This window comes from Pseudomonas sp. yb_2, assembly GCF_043103905.1.
In the GTDB taxonomy this organism is placed as follows: Bacteria; Pseudomonadota; Gammaproteobacteria; order Pseudomonadales; family Pseudomonadaceae; genus Aquipseudomonas; species Aquipseudomonas alloputida.
The window spans coordinates 90281-115878 of the sequence record NZ_JBICKH010000039.1; the positions used below are offsets into that span (position 1 = coordinate 90281).

The window sequence follows — 25598 nt, forward strand, 5'->3', positions numbered from 1 at the left end:
ACTCCCTGTTTCAGGCAACCGCCCACACCAGAACCTGCATGCCCAGCCAGGCAAACACACCGGCCAGGATATCGTCGAGCATGATGCCGACGCCCCCGTGCACATGGCGGTCGATCCAGCGAATCGGCCACGGTTTGAGGATGTCGAAGAAGCGGAACATCAGGAACCCTGCCAACAGCCACTGCCAGCCCTCCGGCACCAGCCAGAGGGTGATCCACATGCCGACAATCTCGTCCCAGACAATGCCTTCATGGTCGTGTACGCGCAAATCATTGGCAACTTTGCCGCACAACCAGAAGCCAAACAGCATGCTCACGCCGAGTAACAACCAATAGCCCCAGTCGGGCAGCAGCTGCCACAAGGGGATGAACGGTATGGCGACCAGCGAGCCCCAGGTACCCGGGGCCTTGGGCAGAGTGCCGGAACCGAAGCCAAAGGCGATGAAGTGCCACGGATTGCGCCAGACCGAAGGCGGAACGAACTCCGCAGGCACCTGGTTGGGGTGATCGGTCACGGTCTCTCCCTAAAGTGTTGATAGCCCCGCTGGACGGGGGTTATGTCCTGGCCCTGTGAGTCGCGCAAGGTCACACCCTGCCCTTCGAGCACACGACCAATGATATGTACCTCGATGCAACCGAGGCCAGCCAGGGGCGCCAGCGCTTCGGGCGGCAAGGTGAAGGCCAGTACATAGTCGTCGCCACCGGTGAGTGCTGCCTGCAACGCCGCTTCGCGCCCGAGGAATGCCTCTAAGGCAGGAGACACTGGCACCTGCGCCAGGTTCACCTCCAGCGCCACGCCGGAGGCCTTGGCGATATGCCCGCAGTCAGCGAGCAGGCCATCGGAAATGTCCAGGGCCGCAGTGGCCTTGCCACGCAGCAGAGCCCCGAGGGTGAGCTGCGGCATCGGTGACCAGTAATGAGCCAGCAGCGGCTCGGCCTGCGCGGCAGGCGCCTCGCGCTCACCCAGCACCAGCGGCAAGGCACCGGCGGCCTTGCCCAGCGAACCACCGACACACAACAGATCACCCGGCCTTGCACCGCTGCGGCGCAAGGCCTGGCCAGCCGGCACGCGGCCGAACACGGTCACGGTGATGCTCAACGGGCCGCGCGTGGTGTCACCACCGATCAGGCTCATGCGGCAACGGTGGGCCATGCGACCAAGGCCGTCGGCATAGGCCGCCAGCCAGTCAGGGCCAACGTCAGGCAGGGTCAGTGCGAGGGTGAAGCCGATTGCAGTCGCGCCCATGGCTGCCAGGTCACTGGCCGCCACAGCCAACGAACGCTGGCCAAGCAGCAACGGATCGCAAACAGCAGGAAAGTGCACCCCGGCGACCAGGGTGTCGGTCGACACCGCCAGTTGCTCACCGGGGGGAAGGTCCAGCAGGGCGCAGTCGTCGCCGATACCCAGCGCCACGCCCTCGCCGCCCTGCGCACAGGGCGCTGCGGCGAAGTAATGGTTGATCAGCTCGAACTCACCCATGGCCAGGCAGCGCCAGGATCAGCGCTTGTTCGCCTTGACTTCTGCTTCACGCAGCGCAGGTGCAAGCTTGTCCAGTACGCCGTTGACGAACTTGTGGCCGTCAGTGGCGCCGAAGACCTTGGCCAGTTCCACACCTTCGTTGATCACGACGCGGTAAGGCACGTCGACGCGTTTGATCAGCTCCCAGGTGGACAGGCGCAGCACAGCCAGCTCGACTGGGTCGAGCTCTTCCAGTGCGATGGTCATGCAAGGCACCAGCGCTTTGTCGATTTCGCCCTTGATTGCCGGGACCCCATGCAGGATCTCGCGGAAATAGGCACCGTCGACATCGGTGAAATCGTTATCCACCCGGAATTGCGCTTCGATCTCGTTCAGCGAATGCTGGGCCATGTGCCACTGGTAGAGGGCCTGGGTCGCGAGCTTGCGGGCTTCGCGGCGCTTGGCGCTCTTGGAGGGCTTGCCGGCATCCGCAGGTTTTGGATCGCGCGGGTTGAAACGATCGCTTTCGTCGCTAATCACTTGGCCTCCAACTGCGCCAGCAGGCTGACCATTTCCAGTGCGGACAGGGCAGCTTCAGCACCTTTGTTACCGGCTTTGGTGCCAGAACGCTCGATGGCTTGCTCGATGGAGTCGACGGTCAGTACGCCGAAGGCCACCGGAACACCGAACTCCATGGACACCTGGGCCAGGCCCTTGGTGCACTCGCCCGCCACGTATTCGAAGTGCGGGGTACCGCCACGGATCACGGCGCCCAGGGCGATGATCGCGTCGTAGGCGCCTTGCTGGGCGACCTTCTGTGCCACCAGCGGGATCTCGAATGCACCCGGGGCACGGATGATGGTGATGTCGCTTTCGCTGACACCGTGGCGTACCAGGGCATCAACGGCACCGCTTACCAGGCTTTCGACAACGAAGCTGTTGAAGCGGCCAACCACCAAAGCATAGCGACCTTTGGGGGCGATGAAGGTACCTTCGATGGTCTTCAGGGTCATTCCGATATTCTCATCTTCAAGAGCGAGGCCGCATACAAGCGGCCTCGACAGGGGTCTGGACTCGAGCAGGGGGCGTCAATGCCGCCTCAAGTCACTCGGAGGGCACGTATTCTACAACTTCCAGATCGAATCCGGATATCGCGTTGAACTTCATCGGCGAACTCATCAGGCGCATCTTGCGCACACCGAGGTCACGCAGGATCTGCGAACCGGCACCCACAGTGCTGTAGGTGGTCGGTGCCTTGGCCGGCGCATCGCCCGCGCTTTCGCGGATGTGCGCCAGCAGCACGTCGCCGTCCAGCGGGTGCCCCAGCAGCAACACCACACCACTGCCGGCCTCGGCCACTGCGGCCATGGCCGCGCGCAGGCTCCAGCGGCCTGGCTGCTTGACCAGCAGCAGGTCGCGCAGCGGGTCCATGTTGTGCACGCGCACCAGGGTCGGTTCTTCCGCGCAGATCTTGCCCAGGGTCAAGGCCATGTGCACGTCGCCTTCGACCGCATCACGGTAGGTGACCAGGTTGAACTCACCCAGCTCGCTCTCCACCGATTGCTCGGAAACACGCTGCACGGTGCGCTCGTGGATCATGCGGTAGTGGATCAGGTCGGCAATGGTGCCGATCTTCAGGCCGTGCTCGGCGGCGAACACTTCCAGTTCGGCGCGGCGCGACATGGTGCCGTCGTCGTTCATCACTTCGCAGATCACGCCGCTTGGCTCGAAACCGGCCATGCGCGCCAGGTCACAGGCGGCTTCGGTGTGGCCGGCACGCGCCAGCGTACCGCCTGGCTGGGCCATCAGCGGGAAGATGTGACCAGGGCTGACAATGTCTTCGGCCTTGGCGTCCTTGGCAGCAGCAGCCTGCACAGTGCGTGCGCGGTCGGCGGCGGAAATACCGGTGGTGACGCCCTCGGCGGCCTCGATCGACACGGTGAACTTGGTGCCGAAGCCCGAGCCGTTGCGCGGCGCCATCAACGGCAGCTTCAGCGTTTCGCAACGCTCGCGGGTCATCGGCATGCAGATCAGGCCACGGGCGTGCTTGGCCATGAAGTTGATGTGCTCCGGCTGGCAGCATTCGGCCGCCATGATGATGTCGCCTTCGTTCTCGCGATCTTCGTCATCCATCAGGATGACCATTTTGCCCTGGCGGATGTCTTCGACCAGTTCTTCGATGCTGTTGAGCGCCACGCGGCACCCCCTTCTCAATCAGGATTTCAAGAAGCCATTGGCGGCCAGGAAGCTTTCGGTAATGCCACTGCCCTTGCTCGGTTCGGCGGCCTTGTCACCCAGCAGCAAGCGCTCCAGGTAACGGGCCAGCAGGTCGACCTCAAGGTTTACCCGACGCCCTGCACGGTAATCGGCCATGATGGTTTCGGACAGAGTGTGCGGGACAATGGTCAGCTCGAATTCGGCGCCATTGACCTCATTGACCGTCAGGCTGGTGCCGTCGACGGTGATCGAACCCTTGTGGGCGATGTACTTGGCCAGTTCCTTCGGTGCACGCACGCGGAACTGGATGGCGCGGGCGTTATCGCTGCGCGAAATGATTTCGCCAACCCCGTCGACGTGGCCGCTGACCAGGTGCCCGCCCAGGCGGGTAGTGGGGGTCAGGGCTTTTTCCAGGTTGACCTTGCTGCCGCTCTTGAGGTCGATGAAGGCGGTGCGCTTGAGGGTTTCGACGCTGACATCGGCCCAGAAGCCGTCGCCCGGCAGTTCTACGACCGTGAGGCATACACCGTTGACGGCGATGCTGTCGCCGAGCTTGACGTCCCCCAGGTCGAGCTTGCCGGTTTCTACGTAGACGCGCACGTCACCACCCTTGGGGGTCAGGCTGCGGATGGTGCCGATGGATTCGATGATGCCGGTGAACATGGGGTCTTCCTCAAAAACGGTTTGCGCGGGGCAAGCCCGGCATTATACGCCGGGCGCTGGCAGGGGGATGGCCGTGACCCGCCAGTCATCGCCCACTGCGCGCATTTCGGTAATTTTCAGCCGTGGTGCTTCGCTCATCTTGTCCATCGGCCAGTCCAGCAGCGGCCGGGCCTGGGAGCCGAGGAAGGTGCCAGCGACGAACAGCTGGTATTCGTCGACCAGGCCTTGCCGTGCGAAGGCACCGACCAGGCCGGCACCGGCTTCCAGCAGGATTTCGTTGACGCCGCGAGCGGCCAGAGCGTGAAGCAGCGCCCCCAGGTCGACCTGGCCATTGTCGCCCGGCAAGCTGAGCAATTCGTGGCCGGCAGCGGCATAGCGCGGGTCATCTGCGACAGCAGTCACCACCAGAGCCGGGCCGGCCTGGAAGAACGGCGCCGCCAGGGGCAGGCGCAGACGGCCATCGACCAGCACCCGCAAGGGTGTGCGGCTAAGAGCCAGGGCAGTAGTTTCGGCATCCAGGCCCAGGTCGGCACCACGCACGGTCATGCGTGCGTTGTCTGCCAGCACGCTGGCGGCGCTGGTCAGCACAACGCTGGAGCGGGCGCGCAAGCGCTGCACGGCTGAGCGGGCGGCCGGGCCGGTGATCCACTGGCTCTCACCACTGGCCATGGCGGTGCGGCCGTCCAGGCTCATGGCCAGCTTGGCGCGAACGAACGGCAGGCCGTGCTCCATACGCTTGAGGAAGCCTGGGTTGAGGGCGCGGGCCTCGGCTTCGAGCACCCCGCTGGCCACTTCGATTCCGGCTTCGGCCAGGCGCCGCAGGCCCTGTCCCGCCACTTGCGGGTTAGGGTCCTGCATGGCTGCGACTACACGCGCCACACCGGCCTTGACCAGCGCTTCGGCACACGGCGGCGTACGGCCATGGTGGCTGCATGGTTCCAGGGTGACATAGGCACAAGCACCCCGGGCAAGTTCACCGGCCTGACGCAGAGCATGCACTTCGGCATGGGGCTCGCCGGCGCGCACGTGCCAGCCTTCGCCAACCACTTCGCCATCACGCACGATCACGCAGCCTACGCGCGGGTTCGGGTGGGTGGTGTACAGGCCTTTACGCGCCAGCTCCAGCGCACGGGCCATGTAGTGGGCGTCAAGGATGGCGGCTTGGCTGGGCATGTTCACTCTTTAGCTGGCTCACGGGCCAGGCGGTCGATTTCTTCGCGGAACTCGTCGAGGTCCTGGAAGCGCCGGTACACCGAGGCAAAGCGGATATAGGCCACTTCATCGAGTTTGCGCAACTCGGCCATGACCATTTCACCGACCACCAGCGATTTGACTTCGCGCTCGCCCGTGGCACGCAGCCGGCTCTTGATGTGCGCCAGCGCAGCTTCCAGGCGCTCGACGCTGACCGGACGCTTTTCCAGGGCCCGTTGCATGCCAGCGCGCAGCTTTTCTTCGTCGAAGGGCTGGCGCGTGCCGTCCTGCTTGATCAGCCGGGGCAGCACCAGCTCGGCGGTTTCGAAGGTGGTGAAGCGCTCGCCGCAGGCCACGCATTCACGGCGGCGGCGCACCTGCTCGCCCTCGGCGACGAGGCGAGAGTCGATGACCTTGGTGTCGTTGGCACCGCAAAAGGGACAGTGCATGGTGGCAGGCAACAAAAAAAGGGAGGGCCATGGTAGCGCATTGCACTGGCAAGACAAGCCAAAGGGGTTAACATCCATGGGAAATATGCCCGTGAAGGACTCCCCCATGCACTACCGAGCGCTCGTCGTGCTGTGCTGCGCCGCTTTGCTTGCCGCCTGCGGCAGCGACAGGCCAAAGACCGACAACCCGGCGCCCGCGCCAGCCCCCTCGGCCAAGGCCGAAGTACCGGGCCCGTTGCCGGCCTACCAGCGCGAGCTGAGCGGCACCTTGCTGGAAATCCCGGCGGGTGCCGAGGTGGAACTGGCCTTGCTGGTGATCGACGAACGCGACCGCCCGCAGCGCCTGCTGGCCAGCAGCAACCTGACCGGTACCGGCCAGGCGCTGCCCTACCACCTGCGTTTCAACCCCGAAGCCTTCCCGCCCGGTGCCCGGGTCGAACTGCGTGGCCGCGCCAGCAACTCCGGCCAGCTGATCATGCACCTGCCCCCGGTGCGCATTACCCAGGCACAAACCCAGGCCACCGGCCCGCTGCGTTTCGAAAAGGCGCCTTAAGTGATGCCGCTGGCCCTGCAACAGGCCCTCAGCGGCCTGATCGGCGAAGCACGCCTGATCGTCAGCGAACTGCCCGACTGTGACCTGAAGCTATGGCTGATCGACGATCAGAACATGGATCGCGCCTTCAGCAGCGAAGAAACCCGGCGCATTCTTGAAGAACCTCCCTATTGGAGCTTCTGCTGGGCCAGTGGGCTGGCAATGGCCCGCTACCTGGCCGAACGCCCGGAATGGGTGGCAGGCAAGCGCGTGCTGGACTTTGGCGCCGGCTCTGGTATCGCCGGCATTGCTGCTGCACGCGCCGGTGCACGGGAAGTGGTGGCCTGCGACCTCGACCCGCTGGCCCTCGCTGCCTGCCGTGCGAATGCAGCACTGAACGGGGTGACACTAAGCTACAGCAGCGATTTTTTTGCCGAGGAAGACCGTTTCGACCTGATCCTGGTTGCCGATGTGCTGTACGATCGCGCCAACCTGCCGCTGCTGGATGCCTTCCTGAGCCGCGGTCGGCAGACCTTGGTGGCCGACTCGCGGGTACGCGACTTTAGCCACCCGTTGTACCAGCAATTGGGCGTGCTCGAAGCACTGACCCTGCCGGACCTGGCCGAGCCACACGAATTCCGCCGGGTCAGCCTGTACCACGCCAGCCGCGACACCTTATAGTGGTGCCATACACGAGTTTGCGAGAGTCGCGATGACCCAAGACACGCCTTACATTTTCGACGCCACCGATACCAACTTCCAGCAACTGGTGATCGAGAACTCCTTCCACAAGCCGGTGCTGGTGGACTTCTGGGCCGAGTGGTGCGCGCCGTGCAAGGCGCTGATGCCTTTGCTGGCAAAGATTGCCGAGGGTTACCAGGGCGAACTGCTGCTGGCCAAGATCAACTGCGACGTGGAGCAACAGGTGGTTGCCCAGTTCGGCATCCGTAGCCTGCCGACAGTGGTGCTGTTCAAGGACGGCCAGCCGGTGGACGGTTTTGCCGGGGCACAACCGGAATCGGCGATCCGCGCCATGCTCGAGCCGCATGTACAAATGCCCGCCGCGCCCACCGCCGCGCCACTGGAGCAGGCAAAGGCACTGTTTGCCGAAAGCCGTTTTGCCGAAACCGAAACGCTGCTACAGGCGCTGCTGGGTGAGGACAACAGCAATGCCGAGGCGCTGATCCTGTATGCCCGCTGCCTGGCCGAGCGTGGCGAGCTGGGCGAAGCGCAAGTGGTGCTGGATGCAGTCAAGACTGACGAACACAAAGCTGCGCTGGCCGGTGCCAAGGCCCAGCTGACCTTCCTGCGCCAGGCTGCCAGCCTGCCGGAAGTGGCTGACCTTAAAAGCCGTCTGGCGCAGAACCCGCAAGACGACGAGGCGGCTTATCAGCTGAGCATTCAGCAACTGGCGCGCCAGCAGTACGAAGCGGCGCTGGAAGGGCTGCTGAAGCTGTTCCAGCGTAACCGTGGCTACGAGAACGGGCTGCCGCAGAAGGCGCTGTTGCAGGTGTTCGAGTTGCTGGGTGGCGATCACCCGCTGGTTGGTGTTTATCGTCGCAAGCTGTCGGCGGCGATGTTCTGAGTGACCTTGAAGCCTGCGCTGGACCTGTTGGAGCGGGCATGCCCGCGAAGAAACCAACACAGTGGATGGCACCGGCTCTGCCGGTGTTCGCGGGTAAACCCGCTCCTCCGGGTGACCGCGCAGGCGTTTCAATTTTCAAGCAAGACAGCGCTCACCCTACCCAGTGATAAACGGGCGCATCCACGCCACTCTCCACCTTGACCTCACTGCTGTGCCGCAAGCGCACCAGCAGCCGCTTGCCCGCCGCCGTACTCCCTGCCAGCCCTTCCAGGCGGTCCAGCAATTCCGGCCCGCTCATCTGTCCTGCCAGACGCAACACATCACGCGCCGCAGCCCACTGAGCGTCATTTTGGCGCGGCCCGGCCACCGCAGCGGTCGCCGCAGCCTGGGCTACCACCGGCACCTCGGTCTGTCGCCCCAGTTGCGCCCACTCTTCAGGCGTAAGCTCGATGGTCAGGTCCACCGGCCAGTCACCAATCTGTCCACGAATTCTCATGATGCATTCCTTGAACCCACGTCAATGCAGCCATGCTACCGCAACATGAAAGATGCGCCACGCAGGCTGGCGGCGCGCCGAAATCTTGTTATAACATAACCCGATCTTTCAGCCCGCTCCGGAGTCGTCCATGCGTCGCCTGCTGCTCGCCCTGCCCTTCGCTTTGCTGCCACTGGCCGTGGCCCATGCTCACGATGACCATGATCATGACCACGCCCACGGCTCCCTCGGCGCCCACGAGCATGGCGTAGCCAAGCTCAACGCAGTACTCGATGGCAATACCCTGGAACTGGAGCTGGACAGCCCGGCAATGAACCTGGTCGGCTTCGAGCATGCCGCCAGCAGCGATGCCGACAAGGCCAAAGTCGCCGCTGTGCGCCAGCAGCTTGAACAACCCCTGAAGCTGTTCGGCCTTTCTGCTGCCGCGGACTGCAAGGAAGAGCAGCAGGCGCTGGAAAGCCCTCTGTTCGGTGACGCAGCGAAGGCCGACGACGATGGTGACGAGCACGAACATGAACACGACCATCAGCACAGCGACATCGGCGCCCACTATCAGCTGACTTGCGCCAACCCCGACAAACTCACACAGCTGGACCTGGCGCCGCTGTTCAAGGCCTTCCCCGCCACCCAGAAAATCAACGTGCAACTGATCGGCCCCAATGGCCAGAAAGGCGTGGAAACCACGCCAACCAAGGCAGCGGTCGCCTTCTGAATGAACCAGCCGTTGATCGATCTGCATGACCTGGTGTTCGCCTGGCCAGGTCACCCGCCGCTGCTGGATATTCCGGCATTGCGCCTGGACGCTGGTGAAGCACTGTTCCTCAAGGGCCCCAGCGGCAGTGGCAAGACGACCTTGCTGGGCCTGCTGGGCGGGGTGAACGTACCGGTCCAGGGCCGCATCCAGTTGCTCGGTCAGGACCTCGGCAGCCTGGGCCAGGGCGCCCGCGACCGCTTTCGGGTCGATCACACAGGGTATATCTTCCAGCAGTTCAACCTGCTGCCGTTCCTCTCGGTACGTGAAAACGTCGAACTGCCCTGCCGCTTCTCGCGCAGCCGCAAGGCACGCGCCGAGCAGCGCCATGGCAGTGTTGACCAGGCGGCCAGCACGCTGCTGACCCACCTGGGCCTGGGCGACCCTGCCATGCTCGCCCGCCGCGCCGACAGCCTGTCGATCGGCCAGCAGCAGCGGGTCGCCGCCGCCCGCGCACTGATCGGCCAGCCTGAACTGGTGATCGCCGACGAACCGACCTCGGCACTGGATGCGGACACGCGCGAAGCATTCATCCGCCTGCTGTTCGATGAGTGCCGCGCCGCCGGTGCCAGCCTGCTGTTCGTCAGCCACGACCAGAGCCTGGCGCCGCTGTTCGACCGCCACCTGTCGCTTGCCGAACTGAACCGCGCCGCCAAGCCCCGGGAGGCCTGATGTACCTGCTCCGCCTTGCCTTGGCCAGCCTGGCCAACCGCCGATTCACTGCGTTTCTGACCGCCTTTGCCATTGCCCTGTCGGTGTGCCTGCTGCTGGCTGTTGAGCGGGTCCGTACCGAAGCCCGTGCCAGCTTCGCCAGCACCATCAGCGGCACCGACCTGATAGTCGGTGCACGCTCCGGCTCGGTGAACCTGCTGCTGTATTCGGTGTTCCGCATTGGCAACGCGACCAATAACATCCGCTGGGACAGCTTCCAGCACTATGCACAGGACCCACGGGTGAAGTGGGCAATCCCGATCTCGCTGGGCGACTCGCACCGCGGCTACAGAGTGATGGGCACCACCACGGATTACTTCAGCCATTATCAGTACGGCCGCCGCCAGCATCTGCAACTGAGCCAGGGGCGTGAGTTTGCCAACGACCCGTTCGAGGTAGTGCTCGGCGCTGAAGTGGCCGAGGCATTGCACTACAAGCTGGGTGACAAGCTGGTGCTGGCCCACGGCGTGGCCGCAATCAGTCTGGTCAAGCACGACGACAAGCCGTTTACCGTGGTCGGCGTACTCAAGCGCACCGGCACCCCCGTCGACCGCACCCTGCATATCAGCCTGGGCGGAATGGAGGCGATCCATATCGACTGGCACAACGGCGTACCCGCCCGTGGCGCCGGGCGCATCAGCGCCGAACAGGCCCGTACCATGGACCTGCAACCTGCCGCCATCACTGCGTTCATGCTTGGCCTGAACAGCAAGATCGCAACCTTCAGTTTGCAGCGAGAGATCAACGAGTACCGCAGCGAGCCGTTGCTGGCGATCCTACCTGGGGTCGCCCTGCAGGAACTGTGGAGCCTGATGGGCACTGCGGAACAGGCATTGTTCGTGGTGTCGCTATTCGTGGTGCTGACCGGTTTGATCGGCATGCTCACGGCGATTCTCACCAGCCTCAACGAACGCCGCCGGGAAATGGCGATCTTGCGTTCGGTCGGGGCCCGGCCTTGGCATATTGCGGGGTTGCTGGTACTGGAAGCACTGTCACTGGCCTCGGTCGGGATCGTGGCCGGGCTTGGCTTGCTATATGCGGGTATCGCCCTGGCACAGGGATATGTGCAGGCCAACTATGGTTTGTACTTGCCACTGGCTCTGCCGAGTACCCATGAATGGACCTTGCTGGCTATCATCCTGGGGGCCGCGTTGCTGATGGGCAGCGTGCCGGCGTGGCGGGCTTACCGGCAATCGCTGGCTGACGGCCTGTCCATACACCTCTGAGTGCGCGTAATGATCAAACACCTCACCGCCTGCTTCGCGGGCACGCCCGCTCCCACAGGGAGCCCCGCAGGCTTTGGAGCTTGTGCAGTACCTGTGGGAGCGGGCATGCCCGCGAAGAGGCCGGCAATGCACATGCTGCTGGCCTTGCTGTTGCTGGTAGCGATGCCTCTATGGGCCGCCGAACCCAAGGAGCTGGACTGGCCCGCACTGATCCCTGAAGGTGCCCCGGTCATCCCGCCACAACTGGCGCCGCTGCACGACATGTCACAGCTCAGCAACGCGCTGTCTGCCGAGTCCGCACCTCCCGCGCGCCAGCAGGCGCCCGACGCGCCAGTGGTAAAAAGCCTCGACGGCCAACAGGTCAAACTTCCCGGCTACATCGTGCCACTGGAGGTCAGCGAAGAAGGCCGCACCACCGAATTCCTGCTGGTCCCTTACTATGGCGCGTGCATCCACGTGCCGCCGCCACCGCCGAACCAGATCGTGCATATTTTCAGCGAGATGGGCGTGCGCGTCGAAGACCTCTACCAGCCCTACTGGATAGAGGGAAAGATGCAGGTCAAAGCTTCCAGCAGCGAGCTGGCCGACGCCGGCTACCAGATGGAAGCCGAGAAAATCTACGCTTATGAGCTGAGATGAGAACTGTTTCGAATTCGTGAAGACGCTTCGTTGAGCTGGGTCAAACTTTCCGTTTAACCAGCTCCGTACCATTGGACTACTCGATTAATAACGTCCTTTGGGAGCTTCCATGAACAAGTCCTTGCTGGGTGCCTCGCTTGTGGCCCTTGCGCTCGCCGCCCCTGCCGCCCACGCCTATCAGGCGGGGGACATGATCCTGCGCGCAGGCGCCATCACCACCGCCCCGAACGAGAGCAGCGGCGACCTCAAGTTCGACGGCAACAAGGTGTCGGGCACCAAGGCGACCCTGGACAGCGATACCCAGTTGGGCCTGACCTTTGCCTACATGCTCACCGACCACATCGGCCTGGAGCTGCTGGCAGCTACCCCGTTCAAGCACACCGTCGGCGTAAAAGGTCTGGGCGGCGGGCTGGACGGCAAGCTGGCGGACATCAAGCAACTGCCGCCAACGCTGTCGCTGCAGTACTACCCAATGGAGCCAAATTCGCGCTTCCAGCCGTACGCTGGCGTCGGTATCAACTACACCCTGTTCTTTGACGAAGACTTGAGCAGCGCACGCAAGGAACAAGGCTTCAGCAACCTCAAGCTGCAGGATTCGGTAGGTATCGCCGGCCAACTGGGCATGGACTACATGCTGACCGACAACCTGCTGGTAAACGCCTCGGTCTGGTACGTCGACATCGACACCAAGGCCAGCGTCAACGGCCCGACCGCCCTTGGCTACAGCAAGACCAAGGTCGACGTCGACGTCGACCCGTGGGTATACATGGTCGGTCTTGGCTACAAGTTCTGACCTGAACATTGCAGGGCGGCCTCGGCCGCCCTCGCGCGTTGCAGCCATAGCCAGTAGCACAGTGCGGCGGCACTGATGCCCATGCCAAGCCCACACACCGCAACCCAGCCCCAGTGTGCAAACACCCAGCTCGCCAACACCGCCCCCAAACCGCTGCCCAGCGAATAGCAACACATGTAGGCGCCGATCAAACGGCTAGCCATCGCACCACGTCCGGCCAGCAACAGGCTCTGGTTGGTGACATGCACTGCCTGCACGGCAAAGTCCAGCATCAGCACACCCAGCACGAAGGCCAGCAAAGAATGTTCGACGAACGCTGTTGGCAGCCACGATAGCGTCAGCAGGGCCAACGACACTCCGGTCGTACACTCACCGCGCCCAAGGTCAGCCAGACGACCAGCATGCGAAGCCGCCAGCGTGCCCGCCACACCTGCCAGGCCAAACAGGCCGATCTCGGTATGGCTCAGTGTCAGCGGCGCAGCGCTGAGTGGCATGACCATGGCACTCCACAGCACGCTGAATGCGGCGAAGATCAACACACCGAACACACCGCGCTGGCGCAGCAACCGGTCGTGCCGATACAAGCTGAACTGGGCCACGATCAGCGCCCGGTAACTCGGCCGGATCCCCATCGGCTGCCCGCCGGGCAGACTGCGCCACAGCACCAGCGCCAGCAACATCAACAGCCCTGCGGAAGCCAGGTACACACTCCGCCAACCGGCCAGGTCGGCCAGCCCGCCCGAAGCCAGCCGTGCCAGCAGAATACCCAGCACCACACCACTGGTGACGGTGCCTACCGCCTGCCCTTGCTGGCCAGGTGAGGCCAGGCTCGCAGCATGAGCCACCATCACCTGCACCATGACTGCCATCAACCCGGTGATCGCCAGAGCCAGCAGCAATATTGCCCAGTTCGGCGCCATGCCAACGCCGACCAGCGCAAGCGCCGCGAACAGCAACTGGCCAAGCAACAAGCGTTTACGGTCGACCAAGTCCCCGAGCGGCACAATCAGTAGCAGCCCCAGGGCGTAGCCCGCCTGGGTCGCGCCGACTACCCAGCCAATCTGCTGCTGCGCCACTCCCAACTCAGCAGCCATCGACTCAAGCAGCGGTTGAGCGAAGTACACCGTCGCCACCGCCATTGCGCTGGTGGTGGCAAGCAACAGGGTTATCCAGCGTGTCAGCGAAGGAGTCATCGGGCAAACCTCTGGAATCTGGTTTCAATTTGAAACCACACGCTGGCTATTTAGCAAATGTGGTTTTAATCTGCAACCAGATAATCAAGACAGGCTTGCCCATGCTCGATGAAAACAATGCGCAGTGCCCCGTAGCCCGGGCTCTGGAGGTACTGGGTGACCGTTGGGCGCTGATGATCCTGCGCGATGCCTTCGACGGCCTACGGCGTTTCAGTGAATTTCAGAAGAACCTGGGGCTGGCGAAAAACATCCTCACCTCGCGGCTAAAGCTGTTGGTGGAAAGTGGGTTGCTGATGACACAGCCGGCGTCGGATGGCAGTGCCTACAAAGAATATGTGCTGACCGATAAAGGGCGGTCGGTGTTTCCAGTGGTGGTTGGTTTGAGGCAGTGGGGGGAGCGGTTTCTGTTCGAGGCGGGAGAAGCGCGTTCGGAACTGGTGGACGGCGTGACGGGGCAGGCGCTTGAAATATTGCAGGTCCGTGGCCAGGATGGGCGGGTCTTACATCCCGAAGATTGCCAGCGCAGAAGGGTGCGGCATGGGTGATGTCAGGGCTGCTGAGCAGCCCCGCGGGGCTCAGCCTTTACCGAGAAGCTTTGTCAGGCCTTCAACCATCGGCGTCACCTGCGCAAACTCGAACCGCGCCAACAGCCGCTGGTTATCTGCTCGCGAATGGCGGATATCACCCGATCGCGCCGCCGCATAGCTGATCGCTGGCAAGCTCCCCACAACCTTCTCCAGCGCGGCCAGCAACTGGTTCAGTGAGGTCGCCTGGTTCAGCCCGATGTTCACCGCCCCCTCCTCGACCTGCGGCTGCTCCAGTGCCTGCACCATCACCTGCACCAGGTCGCCCACATAAAGGAAGTCCCGGGTCTGTTCGCCGTCACCGAACACTGTAATCGGCAAGCCCTGCACAGCACGCTCGCAGAAGATGCTGATCACCCCGGAATACGGTGAGGAAGGGTCCTGCCGTGGCCCGAAGATGTTGAAGAAGCGAAACACCACCGGCTCCAGACCATGCTGGCGACGGTAGAAGTCCAGGTACTGCTCACTGGCCAGCTTGTCCACGGCATAAGGGGTCAACGGCGCCTTGGGCGTGTCTTCGGAAATCGATTCCCCTTCACCATTGTTGCCGTACACCGCTGCGCTGGAGGCGAAGAGCACCCGGCGCACGCCATGCACGCGCATGGCTTCGCAAACGTTGAGGGTACCGATGAAGTTACTCTGGTGGGTACGCACCGGGTCTTCGACCGATGCCTGAACCGACGCTACCGCCGCCAGATGCACCACAGCACGGCAGCCAGCCGCAGCCTGAGTGACCAGCCCTGCATCGGCAACATCACCTTCGATCAGTTCCAGCCGTGGGTGATCGACCTGCAGATTGCTTCGCCGGCCGGTGGAGAAGTCGTCGAGAATGCGTAAGGCGTAGCCTTTGTCCAACAACGCATCGCACAGGTGGGAGCCAATGAAGCCGGCACCGCCGGTGATCAGGATGGGGGCGTCAGCCATGGCGGTAGAACCGGTCCAGTAGAGGTGGCAAGCCAGCGCGCCAGGCACGCGGCTTGATACCGAAGGTATGAAGGATTTTCTTGCAGGCCAGTACCGCGTGCTGTGGCTCTTCGCTGGCATCCGGGCGCGCGGCATGGGCCTGCGGCGTGGGGGCCTGAACGGCCAGCTGGCGGTATTGGCCGGCCTCGGCGAGGATCGCCTGGCCCAGCGCCAGCGGCGTGGTCGCCTCATTGCCGGCGTAATGGTAGGTGCCCCACAGCGGCGCATTGCAATCCAGTTGCTTGAGCACCGACAGGATCACTCGGGCGGCATCATCGACCGGCGTCGGGTTGCCACGTCGATCATCGGCCAGCAGCAGCTCCTGTGGTTGCTCGGCACGGGTCAGGAAGCGGCCCAATGCGCCATCAATGCTCTCGTCCAGCAACCAGCCAAAGCGCAGCAACACATGCTGCGGGCAGGCCGCACGCACGCTCTGCTCGATGCGCCATAGGGCCTGGCCACGCAAGCCCAGCGGCACTGGCTCGTCCTTTTCGCTATAGGCCGTGGCCCGCGAACCATCGAACACACGGTAGCTGGAGGGCTGCACCAAGGTGATCTGATGGTGCTGGCACAGCTCTGCCAACCGCTCCACCGCCCGCTCCTGTTGAGCCAGGCGCTGCTCGCTGACCGACTCGGCCTGGAACCAGTCGAAGTAATAGGCCAGGTTGACCAGCGCGTCGGGGCGATGGTCATCGAGCAGCTGAGTGAGGCTTGAGGGCGCCCAGCCGTTCTCGGGCGGGCGCGGTGCCAGGAAAGCGATGTCCTCCTCGGCCCCAAGACGAATCAGCGCTTGCCCGAGGGCATTGCCACCACCCAACAGCATTAGGCGCATACGCATAGAGTCAGCAGATCCGGAGAGGTTGATGAGAAAAAAGAGTCATTTTGCGGTTTCCTGCCCGGGAAGTCCAACACCGGACCCGTTCGATGCCACAGGGCGTGATTCCACAGTTTCACCGCTCAATACCGCCACAGACAGAAATTTCCTACGACATACGAGGAATGGGCTGACTACCACGTCACGGCATAACTGCATTGAATAGTCGACTCCCCACTTGCCAGCCAGGGAGTTTCACACAAAAACGACAAGGAACGTTCAATGCCTCATTCGGAAGCTGCCTACCTGGATTTCTACCCAAAGCAAAGCCAGGCCATAGCCTTTGCAAGCCAAACCCTTGCTGATTTGGGTGGACCGGAGGCTAAAGGAGTAGCACTTCAGGCTCGTATATTCGCCGATCAACTCGAGAAAGGTGCTCGCTGAAGACCCGCTGCTGGTACGTGGTTGAGCACAGGAAAATACTCCATGATCGAAATCGACTTGACGTTTGTTCTGCTACTCGCACTGGTTGCACTGATGGCCGGCTTTTTTGATGCTATTGCCGGGGGCGGTGGCCTTATCACGCTCCCGGTGTTGTTTATTGCCGGTGTAGAACCCTTGGCAGCTATCGCCACTAACAAGTTCCAGGCAGCTTCGGCTACGGTTTCGGCTACGTGCGCCTTCGCCCGCAAAGGCATGATCGACTGGAGACGAGGCAGTCCCATGGCTGTCATGGCGTTTATCGGTGGGGCGCTGGGGGCCTTGTCGATAACTTTGTCCCCAAAAGCGTTTTGCAGGCGTGCGTCCCACCACTGCTGATCCTGATCGCCGCCTACTTTGCCTTCAGTCCAAAGCCGAATGAACAAGCGCGCAAGGCAAAGGTATCGACCAGCCTATTCTGCGTGACGGCTGCACCCATCATTGGCTTTTATGACGGCATCTTCGGCCCCGGAGTCGGCTCGTTCTTCATGCTGGCCTGCGTGGTCCTCTTGGGCCAGCACCTCATTCAAGCCGTATGCACCAGCAAGCTTTTGAACGCGGCCTGTAACCTGGGCGCACTATCCGTCTTTTCTCTCAGCGGGGCGATCATCTGGCCGCTGGCGCTGGCAATGGCGCTCGCCGCCTTTCTGGGCGCACAATTGGGGGCTCGCTGCGCAGTTCGCTTCGGCTCGCGCCTCATAAAACCGCTGCTGGTCAGCGTCTGCTGCATCATGGCACTCAAACTGCTGCTCGATACCGGCAACCCGCTCGGCGAATGGCTCAACCAGTTCTTCTAGAGAGCACCATGCACATTCAAATGGCTTCCCCGCAGCGCGTGAAGTGGCAGTTTGACGAGCCCGCCCCGGGCAAAGAGCTGTTCATCAATGAAGTCTTTGGAAACTACCAGCAACAGGCGCGATTGCTGGTACCTGATATCGAGCGCGCAGCTCCCGCATTCGTCTTGGGGGGCGCGCGTTCCGACTTTACCCGGCTCAACCCCCTGCTTTATCGCCTGCAAGCCGCGGGCATTGGTTCACTCACTGGCAATCTGTCAGGTCACAGCCTCGCCAGCGAGCCAGGCGCAATGGCGCCGTCACTGGCGACGAACCTTGATGAAGCACAGCGTTTCCACGCGCATATCGCGCCTCGATGCCGAACGCTCATAGGCCACAGCCTTGGCGGGGCAATTACGCTTAAGCTTGCAGCACAGTTGCCACAAGTGGACAGCATCGTATTGATCTGTCCCGCAGTTTATCCAGACCATGCCCACCAAGCGCCGTTCGGCCCGGCATTCACTGCGGCCATCAACAAGCCTTTCGGTTTTCTGGAGAGCGATAGCTATACCTTCCTCAACCAGTTTCGTGGAAGAGTATTAATGGTGATCGGCGAGTACGACGGGCTCAACTCCCAGAGATTCGGCAAAGGCCCCGGCACCAGCGCTGGCAACCTGTGGCTTGCCGGCACTGAACGCTATAGCCCGATTCCTGAAGAAGTTAACCTCGCCTTGATGCGAGCAGTTCCAGCGTCGCGTTTGCAATGCCTGTTTCTTACCGACTGCGACCATGGCATCGCGGCACATTTGCGCAGTACTCCGGCAATAGCGGACCAGGTTGCCGACACGGTCGCAACGTTCATCCTCGACAATGCTTAAGGCGTTTAGCATTACTCGATCTCGAACAGACCATTGCGCAATGGCGCCACGCTCAATCGCTCACGCACATCGTCATCTATGCGCGGATCATCCGGCCGGTACAGTTTCACCTGCCGATACGCATTGATGCGATTGATCTCCTCGCCCAGGTATTCCCACACCACCCGGGTACAGGCTGGGTTGCGCCGGTCGCCGCTGGATACGCCGGCCTTCAAGCCATTCAGCCGGGTAATGCGGCTTTTGAAGCTGGGGATGAGGATGGTCTGGCTCATTTCGTTGAACGTCAGCGACTCGTAGTCGATGAGGAACATCCGGTCCTGCAGCTGGAACGCCGCCCCCAGGTAGCGGCAGCGTACCTCGGCATGCTGATCGGTGGCGCTGGAGCGCTCCTGCCGTTCCTGGCGCTCGAACAGAAAACGACCGCGCTCTTCCCACAGGTGCACCAGCGACACGAGGATCGTGCCCGGCACCGACATGCAGTTGGAGTACTCGAAGTAGTAACCGCAATAGCGCGAAAGGTTGCCGCCATGTTCGTGCAACGGGCGGAACAACTCGCTGATCGGGTCACTGGGTTGCTGGGCCTGGGGCGATACCCGCGCACCGATCAGACGGGCGAACTGCTCGGCGGGCAGGTTCAGTTCGTAATCCTCGACACCGAAGAAGTCGCCGATACGCTTCAGGTTGAAAGCCGTCGGACGGCTTTGCCCGCTCAGGTACTTGTTGAACTGCGCGCGGTTGATCGACAGCTGGCGGCAAACTTCGGAAATAGAGCGGTAGTGACTGCAGGCAAGTTTGAGGTTTGTAGCGAAGTGATCGCTCATATGCGGAGTCCAGGTGACGCGAATGACGCCATTGTAGCATCAAGTCGCATCAAGTCAGAGCAATCCGCGAAATTGTAACCACTCTTGTCATAGCCAACCATGCGCCCCAACGAATAGCGGTGCGCCTGCCGTCCGCTGGTCTTTCCACACGAAGAATAAGAATCGAGGTCATTTTCCAATGCTCGAAGTAATCAACGATTTCCTTTCGGGGAAACTCCTCATCGTGCTGATCGTCGGGCTGGGTAGCTACTTCACCATCCGCTCCCGGTTCGTCCAGTTCCGCCACTTCACCCATATGTTCAGCGTGTTCAAGGAATCGCTGCGTGGCCAGGCAGGCCAGCTGAGCTCCTTCCAGGCCCTGATGCTGAGCCTGGCCGGCCGCGTGGGCGCCGGCAACATCGCCGGTGTCGGTATCGCAGTGACCCTGGGCGGCCCAGGTGCCGTGTTCTGGATGTGGGTCACCGCACTGGTGGGCATGTCCAGCAGCTTCTTCGAATGCACCCTGGCCCAGGTGTACAAGCGCGCTGATGGCGACGGCCTGTACCGTGGCGGCCCGGCCTACTACATCCAGCACGGGCTGAAGCGCAAGAGCATGGCCATCGTGTTCTCGATCTTGCTGCTGGTCACCTACGGCTTCGCCTTCATCGGCCTGCAGTCGTACACCGTCACCCACTCGCTGCAGAATGCCTTTGCCTTCGACCCAAGCCACACCGGTATTGTGCTGGCCGTACTGCTGGCCATCACCTTCATCGGCGGCATCAAGCGCATCGCGGCGGTGTCGGACCTGCTGGTACCCGTCAAGACCTTGGCCTACATCGGCGTGACCCTGTACGTGATCGGCACCCAGATCGAACACGTGCCAGCCATGCTGGAAACCATCTTCAAGAGCGCCTTCGGCCTCGACCCGGCGTTTGCCGGCCTGCTCGGCAGCGCCATCGTCATGGGCGTGAAACGTGGCGTGTTCGCCAACGAAGCAGGCCTGGGCAGCGCGCCGAACGTCGCCGCCGTGGCCGCGGTGAAACACCCGGGCGCACAGGGCGTGGTCCAGGCCTTCAGCGTGTTCCTCGACACCTTCGTGATCTGCACCTGCACCGCCTTGCTGATCTTGCTGTCGGGCTTCTACACCCCGGGCTTCGAAGGTGACGGCATCGTCCTGACCCAGAACTCGCTGGCCGCCGTAGTCGGTGACTGGGGGCGCGTGTTCGTCAGCGTGGCGCTGTCGCTGTTCGTCTTCACCTGCATCCTCTACAACTACTATCTCGGCGAGAACAGCCTGCAATTCCTCAGCCGTAACCGCGTAGTGTTGATGGTGTTCCGTGGCCTGGTGCTGGCACTGGTCGTGTGGGGTTCGATGCAAGACCTGTCGACCGTGTTCGCCTTCGCCGACATCACCATGACCTGCCTGGCCTTCGTCAACCTGGTGGCCCTGGCCCTGCTGTTCAAGGTCGGCCTGCGGGTCATGCGCGACTACGACGACCAGCGCAAGGCCGGTGTAAAGCAGCCTGTGTTCGACTCGTCCAAGTTTGCCGACCTGGACCTGGACCGCAATGCCTGGCCTGCCAATCCGCAGGTGGAAACAGCCACTGACAAAGCAGTCGGCCAAGTTCAGACGCAGCGCTGATATCCTCCCCTGCCCAGCCGCCCCTTCCGCGGGCGGCTTTTCTTTGTCCGCTCACCGCTACGGATGCTTTCCATGCGCGCAGTAAAGAATCTTCTCGTTCTCTATACCGGTGGCACCATCGGCATGCTCGAAACCCCGGAAGGCCTGGCACCGGCCGGTGGTTTTGAAGCACGGATGCGTGAACACTTTGCCCAGATGGCCAATGCACCCCAGGTGCAATGGACACTGCACGAGCTGAACCCGCTGCTCGACAGCGCCAATATGCAACAGCACAACTGGCTGGCGATGCGCGATGCCATCGTCGCGGCGGTGGATGTCGCGGGCCACGATGGCGTGTTGGTGCTGCACGGTACCGACAGCATGGCCTACAGCGCTGCTGCGTTGTCGTTCCTGTTGCTGGACCTGCCAGCACCAGTAGTGCTGACCGGCTCGATGCTGCCGGCAGGTGTCCCGGACAGCGATGCCTGGGACAACCTGTGCGGCGCATTGCGCCAGTTCGAACACGGCCTGGAAGATGGCGTGCAGCTGTACTTCCACGGGCAGCTGCTGCATGGCTGTCGGGCGTCGAAGCTACGCAGCGAAGCGTTCGATGCCTTTGCTGCGCTGCCACGCCACCGTGACGCTGAGCGGGCCGATACGATCCCTGCCGAACTGGGCTACAAGCAGCCGCGCAAGCCGGTCAACCTGGCGGTTGTGCCAGTATTCCCGGGGCTTCAGGCCGGGCATTTGCAGGCCTTGATAGACAGCGGTGTGCAGGGTTTGCTGCTGGAGTGCTACGGCAGCGGGACCGGGCCATCTGATGACCAGGCGCTGCTGAATGTGCTGAGCACAGCGCGCCAGCGCGGCGTGATGCTGGCGGCTATCAGCCAGTGCCCGGAAGGCTCGGTGGTGTTCGACACCTATGCAGCGGGCAACCGCTTGCGCGGAGCCGGGCTGGTCAGTGGCGGTGGCATGACCCGTGAAGCAGCCCTGGGCAAGATGGTGGCGCTACTGGGCGCAGGGTTGGATGCTGACGCAGCAGACCGCTGGTTTGTCCTGGATTTGTGTGGCGAGCGGGCTTGATCAGCGCCCTTGAGGGCCTCTTCGCGGGTAAACCCGCGCCTACGACGATTGCGTTTCCTGTGTAGGAGCGGGTTCACCCGCGAAGAGCCCCTAAAGGGTGAAAAAATGGCGGAAGGCAGCGGGAGTCGAACCTGCCCGGGAACGGCTGCCGTCCCCAACCGGGTTTGAAGCCCGGCCGCGCCACCGGGCGCGATTGCCTTCCTTGAACTCAGTGCCTGGCGTGCTGTTGAGCCAGGGCGCTGTCGGCGCGGATGTGACGCTGGTCGGCCACCCTCCGGGTCAGGCCGATGCGGTCGAAGTATTCCAGAATCTGCACACTGCGCTTGCGACCGATGCCCAACATATCGCGAAACGCGGCAACCTGCACTATCTGCGTTTCGCTGGCCTGCCCCAGCATCAACGCTGCCATGCGCTGCAGCGTCGCCTCGGGGTAGAACAAGTCGCGCACCACCTGATGCACCAGGCCCAGCCGGGCCAACTTGCGCAGTAACAGGCGCACATCGGCTTCGGCAAAGTTCTCCTCACTCGCCAGCGTCCTGACCCAGGGTGGGTCAAATTGCCCTGCGATCAACTTCGGCTGCAGACGTGCCCACAATGCACTGTCGGCTTCGCTCAACTGTACCTTGTGATCGGGCAGATGCAGCCATGGCCCGCTGCTGGCGATGGCGCTGTCGTCGAGCAGTTCATCCAGCAAACTGACGAATGCCGGCCGTTCCAGAGGCAAGGCTACAAAGCGCCGCAAGCGATCACGGTCAGGGCCAAGCTGGTCGGGCTCTTGCTCGTGAAAGCGCGCCAACTGCTCCAGAACCTGCTGCTTGAGCGCCTGCCATTGAGCGTTGGCGAACAGCAGTTGGCCCTGCCGGGTGGCCACCACCCGCACATCATCCGGTAACTGCCAGGTTTCCCGCAGGCGGTTGAACTGCCGCTCGAGTCGCTGCGGGCTAATGCCGCCAGGTGCACTGGCGAGCAGTGCTGGCAGTGCCTGCTCCAGATCCGCTGCATCGCGCAGCACCTGCAACTGCTGCAGACGGGCATCGCTGCGGCGTTGGCGGCTTGGGGCGAACGGGTCGAGCACCTTGCCGCCGCCCAGTGTGCGTTGGGCGCGCTGATCGCGCAGCACCAGGCGGTCGCCGTGCACGGCCTGTAACGGCGCGTTGAGCAACAACTGGGCAAACATGCGTTGGCCGGCAGCCAGGCTTTCGCCTTCGAGCAAGGCGACCCGGGCCGTTACATCCTGGGTGCCGAGGTGCACATGCACGGCGCTGAAATGTTCGAAAGTACGCTTCTCGCCCGGTAACAGGTACAGCTCGATATCCACCCGAACACTGGGCGCATGCAACCATTCGGGCACCAGCCAGTCGCCCCGGTGCACCTGCTCCACGGCCAGGCGCTCAGCGGCGATGTTCAGCGCCACCCGTTGGCCTGCTTCTGCCACCAACGCAGCCTGGTTCTGTGCATGCAGGCCACGCACGCGCACCACCTTGCCGGCCTTGCCCAGCAACAACGTATCACCCGCACTGACCCGCCCGGCCAGTGCCGTGCCGGTGACCACCACACCGGCGCCGGTAACCGCAAACGCACGGTCGACGGCCAGGCGAAAACCACCGACGACACTACGCTGCCGTGTACCTGCTTCGGCCTCCAGCAGGGCCTGACGCAACGCGTCCACGCCCTCCCCGCTGATGCTCGACAGCGGAAACTGCCGCGCACCGGCATAGGGCCCAGGCGCCAGCAATTCACTGACTTGCATCTGCACCTCGGCCAGACGCGACGGCTCGACCCGGTCGCATTTGCTGATCGCCACCAAGGCCTGGGGAATGCCCAGCAGCTCGATGATCGCCAGGTGCTCACGGGTCTGCGGCATGACCCCGTCGTCGGCCGCCACTACCAACAGCACCAGGTCGATGCCATGGGCGCCGGCCAGCATGTTGTGGATAAAACGCTCGTGGCCCGGCACATCGATGAAGCCGGTCAGCGGCGCGCCTTCGCTCAGCGCCGCATAGCGGTAGCCAAGGTCGATGGTCATGCCGCGGGCGCGCTCTTCTTGCCGCTGGTCGCCGGCCTGGCCGGTCAGCGCCAGCAGCAGTGCGGTCTTGCCGTGGTCGATGTGGCCAGCGGTACCAACGATCACTGCACCGGCCCCAGCTGCAGGGCTGGCAACTGGGCCAGCCACTGGGCTTCGTCATCCAGCTGGCGCAGGTCCAGCCACAGGGCATCGTCGTCAATGCGGCCCAGCACCGGCACCGGCAGGTCGCGCAGGGCGCGCTCCAACACATGCAGGCTGCGCCCGCGCAACTTCTTCGACACTTGCGGGCGCAGGCACAGAGCGGCACTGGGCAAGCGCGCAACCGGCTGGCTGCCACTGCCGATCATGCCCAACGCGGGCTCTACGCTGATTGCCCATTGCTCACCGAGACGCGCCTGGAGCTCAGGCGCCAGGCGCTCGGCCTGGGCCTGGATCTCGGCCTGGCTGCGGGTCAGCAGGCGCAGGCTGGGCAGGCGCTCGGCCAGGCGATCGGGGTTGCGGTACAGCGCCAGCACCGCTTCGAGTGCAGCAAGGGTGATCTTGTCGACGCGCAACGCACGCTTGAGCGGATTTTTCTTGATCCTGGTGATCAAGTCCTTGTGGCCGACGATGATCCCGGCTTGCGGCCCCCCCAGCAGTTTGTCGCCACTGAAGGTGACGATATCGGCACCATCGGCCAGGGCCTGGCGTACCGTGGGTTCGGCGGGCAGGCCCCAGCGGGTAAGGTCGAGCAGGCTGCCGCTGCCCAGGTCTTCAAGCAGTGGTAATTCATGTTGGTGGGCGATACGTGCCAGCTCGGCAGTAGGCACTTGGGTGGTGAAGCCCTGGATGCTGTAATTGCTGCAATGCACCCGCATCAGCAGGCCAGTGCGCGGGCCGATGGCGGCCTCGTAGTCGCGGGCGTGAGTACGGTTGGTGGTGCCAACCTCGTGCAGCTTGACGCCGGCACGGGCCATGATGTCGGGAATACGGAACGCACCACCGATCTCGATCAGCTCGCCGCGAGAGATGATGCCTTCCTTGCGCGCGCCCAGGCTGTTGAGCGCTAGCAGCACGGCGGCGGCATTGTTGTTGACCACGGTGACGGCTTCGGCACCGGTCAGCTCGCGGATCAGGCCTTCGATCAGGTCATCACGGTCGCCACGTTTGCCGGTGGCCAGGTCGAACTCCAGGTTGAGCGGGTAACGAGCGGCGGTCTGCATGGCCTCGATGGCTTCATCCGGCAGCAAGGCGCGGCCCAGGTTGGTGTGCAGCACGGTGCCAGTGAGATTGAACACGCGGCGAACCTGGCTGCGTTGCTGGAGGGCGAGGCGTTCGCCGCTGCGGCCAAGGAGGATTTCCGGAGCCAGTTCGGCGCTGCCGAGTTCGCCATTACGGGCGGGCTCGCGCAGGTCGTCGAGCAGCTGGCGCAGGGTATTCAGCACGGCGTCACGGCCGTGGCGATCGATCAGAGGGAGGCAAGCCGGGTGGCGAAGGAGGGTATCGATGGACGGCAGGCGTGGGGTGTCGCTGGCAAGGCTGTTGGACATGCGGTACTACCTTGGACTGATCCGTTGTCTGTGCTGGCCCATTCGCGGGTGAACCCGCTCCTACAAGTACAGCGGGTTGGCGCAATTACCTGTAGGCAGGGGTTTGACCGCGAAGAAGGCAAGTCGATCTTTCAGTGTAGACA

Annotated in this window: 28 protein-coding genes, 1 tRNA gene and 1 pseudogene; 14 read left to right on the forward strand and 16 right to left on the reverse strand. The window is 63.1% G+C overall.

The genetic code is table 11. The annotated features are described in order from the left end of the window. Positions 1–10 precede the first annotated feature (10 nt). From ACF8FB_RS09675 to nrdR, 8 genes are all read right to left on the reverse strand, one after another. Positions 11–514 carry a phosphatidylglycerophosphatase A gene (locus tag ACF8FB_RS09675; protein ID WP_010951803.1) on the reverse strand — a complete coding sequence of 168 codons (504 nt, stop codon included), beginning with the start codon at positions 512–514 and terminating at the stop codon, positions 11–13. Then, positions 511–1479 (reverse strand): thiamine-phosphate kinase, encoded by a 969-nt coding sequence (thiL, locus tag ACF8FB_RS09680; protein ID WP_010951802.1) that lies wholly within the window; start codon positions 1477–1479, stop codon positions 511–513. The genes ACF8FB_RS09675 and thiL overlap by 4 nt, the downstream gene beginning before the upstream one ends. 18 nt (positions 1480–1497) lie before the next feature. Continuing rightward, on the reverse strand, positions 1498–1998 hold the full coding sequence (nusB, locus tag ACF8FB_RS09685; protein WP_003255393.1) for a transcription antitermination factor NusB: 501 nt from the start codon (positions 1996–1998) through the stop codon (positions 1498–1500). After that, positions 1995–2471 (reverse strand): 6,7-dimethyl-8-ribityllumazine synthase, encoded by a 477-nt coding sequence (gene ribE, locus ACF8FB_RS09690; RefSeq protein ID WP_003255395.1) that lies wholly within the window; start codon positions 2469–2471, stop codon positions 1995–1997. The genes nusB and ribE overlap by 4 nt, the downstream gene beginning before the upstream one ends. A 91-nt stretch (positions 2472–2562) precedes the next feature. After that, the gene (gene ribBA, locus ACF8FB_RS09695; protein WP_003255398.1) at positions 2563–3654 is read right to left on the reverse strand and encodes a bifunctional 3,4-dihydroxy-2-butanone-4-phosphate synthase/GTP cyclohydrolase II; all 1092 of its coding nucleotides are present in this window, start codon (positions 3652–3654) and stop codon (positions 2563–2565) included. An 18-nt stretch (positions 3655–3672) separates the two neighbouring features. Further along, on the reverse strand, positions 3673–4338 hold the full coding sequence (locus tag ACF8FB_RS09700) for a riboflavin synthase (protein ID WP_392511257.1): 666 nt from the start codon (positions 4336–4338) through the stop codon (positions 3673–3675). A 42-nt stretch (positions 4339–4380) separates the two neighbouring features. Next, positions 4381–5511 carry a bifunctional diaminohydroxyphosphoribosylaminopyrimidine deaminase/5-amino-6-(5-phosphoribosylamino)uracil reductase RibD gene (gene ribD / locus ACF8FB_RS09705; protein WP_392511258.1) on the reverse strand — a complete coding sequence of 377 codons (1131 nt, stop codon included), beginning with the start codon at positions 5509–5511 and terminating at the stop codon, positions 4381–4383. 2 nt (positions 5512–5513) lie between these two features. Next, on the reverse strand, positions 5514–5978 hold the full coding sequence (gene nrdR / locus ACF8FB_RS09710; RefSeq protein ID WP_003255402.1) for a transcriptional regulator NrdR: 465 nt from the start codon (positions 5976–5978) through the stop codon (positions 5514–5516). A 106-nt stretch (positions 5979–6084) separates the two neighbouring features. On the opposite strand from nrdR, the gene ACF8FB_RS09715 reads away from it, so the two are divergent. The 3 genes from ACF8FB_RS09715 to trxA are packed head-to-tail and all read left to right on the forward strand — an operon-like array spanning position 6085 to position 8095. Next, positions 6085–6531, forward strand: coding sequence for a YbaY family lipoprotein (locus ACF8FB_RS09715; protein WP_020191400.1), 447 nt, complete (start codon positions 6085–6087; stop codon positions 6529–6531). Between the two features lie 3 nt (positions 6532–6534). Next, positions 6535–7191, forward strand: coding sequence for a class I SAM-dependent methyltransferase (locus tag ACF8FB_RS09720; RefSeq protein WP_392511259.1), 657 nt, complete (start codon positions 6535–6537; stop codon positions 7189–7191). 31 nt (positions 7192–7222) lie between these two features. Beyond that, complete coding sequence (trxA, locus tag ACF8FB_RS09725) at positions 7223–8095, forward strand: thioredoxin (RefSeq protein WP_010951799.1); 873 nt, start codon at positions 7223–7225, stop codon at positions 8093–8095. A gap of 151 nt (positions 8096–8246) precedes the next feature. Here the strand turns inward: trxA and ACF8FB_RS09730 are convergent, their stop codons facing one another. Continuing rightward, the gene (locus ACF8FB_RS09730; protein WP_010951798.1) at positions 8247–8591 is read right to left on the reverse strand and encodes a hypothetical protein; all 345 of its coding nucleotides are present in this window, start codon (positions 8589–8591) and stop codon (positions 8247–8249) included. A gap of 130 nt (positions 8592–8721) precedes the next feature. Between ACF8FB_RS09730 and ACF8FB_RS09735 the strand changes: the two genes are divergently transcribed. From ACF8FB_RS09735 to ACF8FB_RS09755, 5 genes are all read left to right on the forward strand, one after another. After that, entirely contained in the window at positions 8722–9303 is a 582-nt protein-coding gene (locus ACF8FB_RS09735) for a DUF2796 domain-containing protein (protein ID WP_392509322.1), read from the forward strand. After that, positions 9304–10014, forward strand: a complete 711-nt coding sequence (locus tag ACF8FB_RS09740) for an ABC transporter ATP-binding protein (protein ID WP_350298345.1) — start codon at positions 9304–9306, stop codon at positions 10012–10014. Beyond that, positions 10014–11279 carry an FtsX-like permease family protein gene (locus ACF8FB_RS09745; RefSeq protein WP_010951795.1) on the forward strand — a complete coding sequence of 422 codons (1266 nt, stop codon included), beginning with the start codon at positions 10014–10016 and terminating at the stop codon, positions 11277–11279. The genes ACF8FB_RS09740 and ACF8FB_RS09745 overlap by 1 nt, the downstream gene beginning before the upstream one ends. 126 nt (positions 11280–11405) lie before the next feature. Beyond that, complete coding sequence (locus tag ACF8FB_RS09750) at positions 11406–11918, forward strand: DUF3299 domain-containing protein (protein WP_020191397.1); 513 nt, start codon at positions 11406–11408, stop codon at positions 11916–11918. Positions 11919–12027: 109 nt separating this feature from the next. Further along, a complete protein-coding gene (locus ACF8FB_RS09755) occupies positions 12028–12711 on the forward strand; it encodes an OmpW family protein (protein WP_010951793.1) in 684 nt (227 codons plus the stop codon). Here ACF8FB_RS09755 and ACF8FB_RS09760 read toward each other — a convergent pair. Next, positions 12699–13904, reverse strand: coding sequence for an MFS transporter (locus ACF8FB_RS09760; protein WP_392509323.1), 1206 nt, complete (start codon positions 13902–13904; stop codon positions 12699–12701). The two genes, ACF8FB_RS09755 and ACF8FB_RS09760, sit on opposite strands and share 13 nt — an antisense overlap. Before the next feature lie 101 nt (positions 13905–14005). Between ACF8FB_RS09760 and ACF8FB_RS09765 the strand changes: the two genes are divergently transcribed. After that, positions 14006–14449: a helix-turn-helix domain-containing protein gene (locus ACF8FB_RS09765; protein ID WP_010951791.1), complete on the forward strand. Its 444-nt coding sequence runs from the start codon at positions 14006–14008 to the stop codon at positions 14447–14449. A 30-nt stretch (positions 14450–14479) separates the two neighbouring features. Here ACF8FB_RS09765 and ACF8FB_RS09770 read toward each other — a convergent pair whose 3' ends face one another. Next, positions 14480–15412 carry an NAD-dependent epimerase/dehydratase family protein gene (locus tag ACF8FB_RS09770; protein WP_392511260.1) on the reverse strand — a complete coding sequence of 311 codons (933 nt, stop codon included), beginning with the start codon at positions 15410–15412 and terminating at the stop codon, positions 14480–14482. After that, a complete protein-coding gene (locus tag ACF8FB_RS09775; RefSeq protein WP_003255419.1) occupies positions 15405–16289 on the reverse strand; it encodes a sugar nucleotide-binding protein in 885 nt (294 codons plus the stop codon). Before ACF8FB_RS09775 ends, ACF8FB_RS09770 begins: the two co-directional genes overlap by 8 nt. A 258-nt stretch (positions 16290–16547) precedes the next feature. On the opposite strand from ACF8FB_RS09775, the gene ACF8FB_RS09780 reads away from it, so the two are divergent. The 3 genes and pseudogenes from ACF8FB_RS09780 to ACF8FB_RS09790 all read left to right on the forward strand — a co-directional run bounded on the left by ACF8FB_RS09780 (position 16548) and on the right by ACF8FB_RS09790 (position 18396). Continuing rightward, on the forward strand, positions 16548–16709 hold the full coding sequence (locus ACF8FB_RS09780) for a hypothetical protein (RefSeq protein ID WP_154070664.1): 162 nt from the start codon (positions 16548–16550) through the stop codon (positions 16707–16709). Between the two features lie 93 nt (positions 16710–16802). Then, positions 16803–17542, forward strand: a pseudogene (locus ACF8FB_RS09785) (TSUP family transporter). 8 nt (positions 17543–17550) lie between these two features. Then, complete coding sequence (locus ACF8FB_RS09790) at positions 17551–18396, forward strand: alpha/beta hydrolase (RefSeq protein ID WP_049588011.1); 846 nt, start codon at positions 17551–17553, stop codon at positions 18394–18396. Positions 18397–18407: 11 nt separating this feature from the next. On the opposite strand, the gene ACF8FB_RS09795 is transcribed toward ACF8FB_RS09790, so the two are convergent. After that, the gene (locus ACF8FB_RS09795; protein WP_014589490.1) at positions 18408–19217 is read right to left on the reverse strand and encodes a helix-turn-helix transcriptional regulator; all 810 of its coding nucleotides are present in this window, start codon (positions 19215–19217) and stop codon (positions 18408–18410) included. Positions 19218–19395: 178 nt separating this feature from the next. Between ACF8FB_RS09795 and ACF8FB_RS09800 the strand changes: the two genes are divergently transcribed. After that, a complete protein-coding gene (locus ACF8FB_RS09800; RefSeq protein ID WP_010951788.1) occupies positions 19396–20838 on the forward strand; it encodes a sodium:alanine symporter family protein in 1443 nt (480 codons plus the stop codon). Between the two features lie 63 nt (positions 20839–20901). Continuing rightward, positions 20902–21900: an asparaginase gene (locus ACF8FB_RS09805; protein WP_079732569.1), complete on the forward strand. Its 999-nt coding sequence runs from the start codon at positions 20902–20904 to the stop codon at positions 21898–21900. Between the two features lie 106 nt (positions 21901–22006). Here ACF8FB_RS09805 and ACF8FB_RS09810 read toward each other — a convergent pair. From ACF8FB_RS09810 to selA, 3 genes are all read right to left on the reverse strand, one after another. After that, a tRNA-Sec gene (locus ACF8FB_RS09810) sits at positions 22007–22102 on the reverse strand. 6 nt (positions 22103–22108) lie between these two features. Next, positions 22109–24031: a selenocysteine-specific translation elongation factor gene (gene selB / locus ACF8FB_RS09815; RefSeq protein WP_392511261.1), complete on the reverse strand. Its 1923-nt coding sequence runs from the start codon at positions 24029–24031 to the stop codon at positions 22109–22111. Then, positions 24028–25455 carry an L-seryl-tRNA(Sec) selenium transferase gene (gene selA, locus ACF8FB_RS09820; RefSeq protein ID WP_010951785.1) on the reverse strand — a complete coding sequence of 476 codons (1428 nt, stop codon included), beginning with the start codon at positions 25453–25455 and terminating at the stop codon, positions 24028–24030. Before selA ends, selB begins: the two co-directional genes overlap by 4 nt. Between the last annotated feature and the right edge of the window lie 143 nt (positions 25456–25598).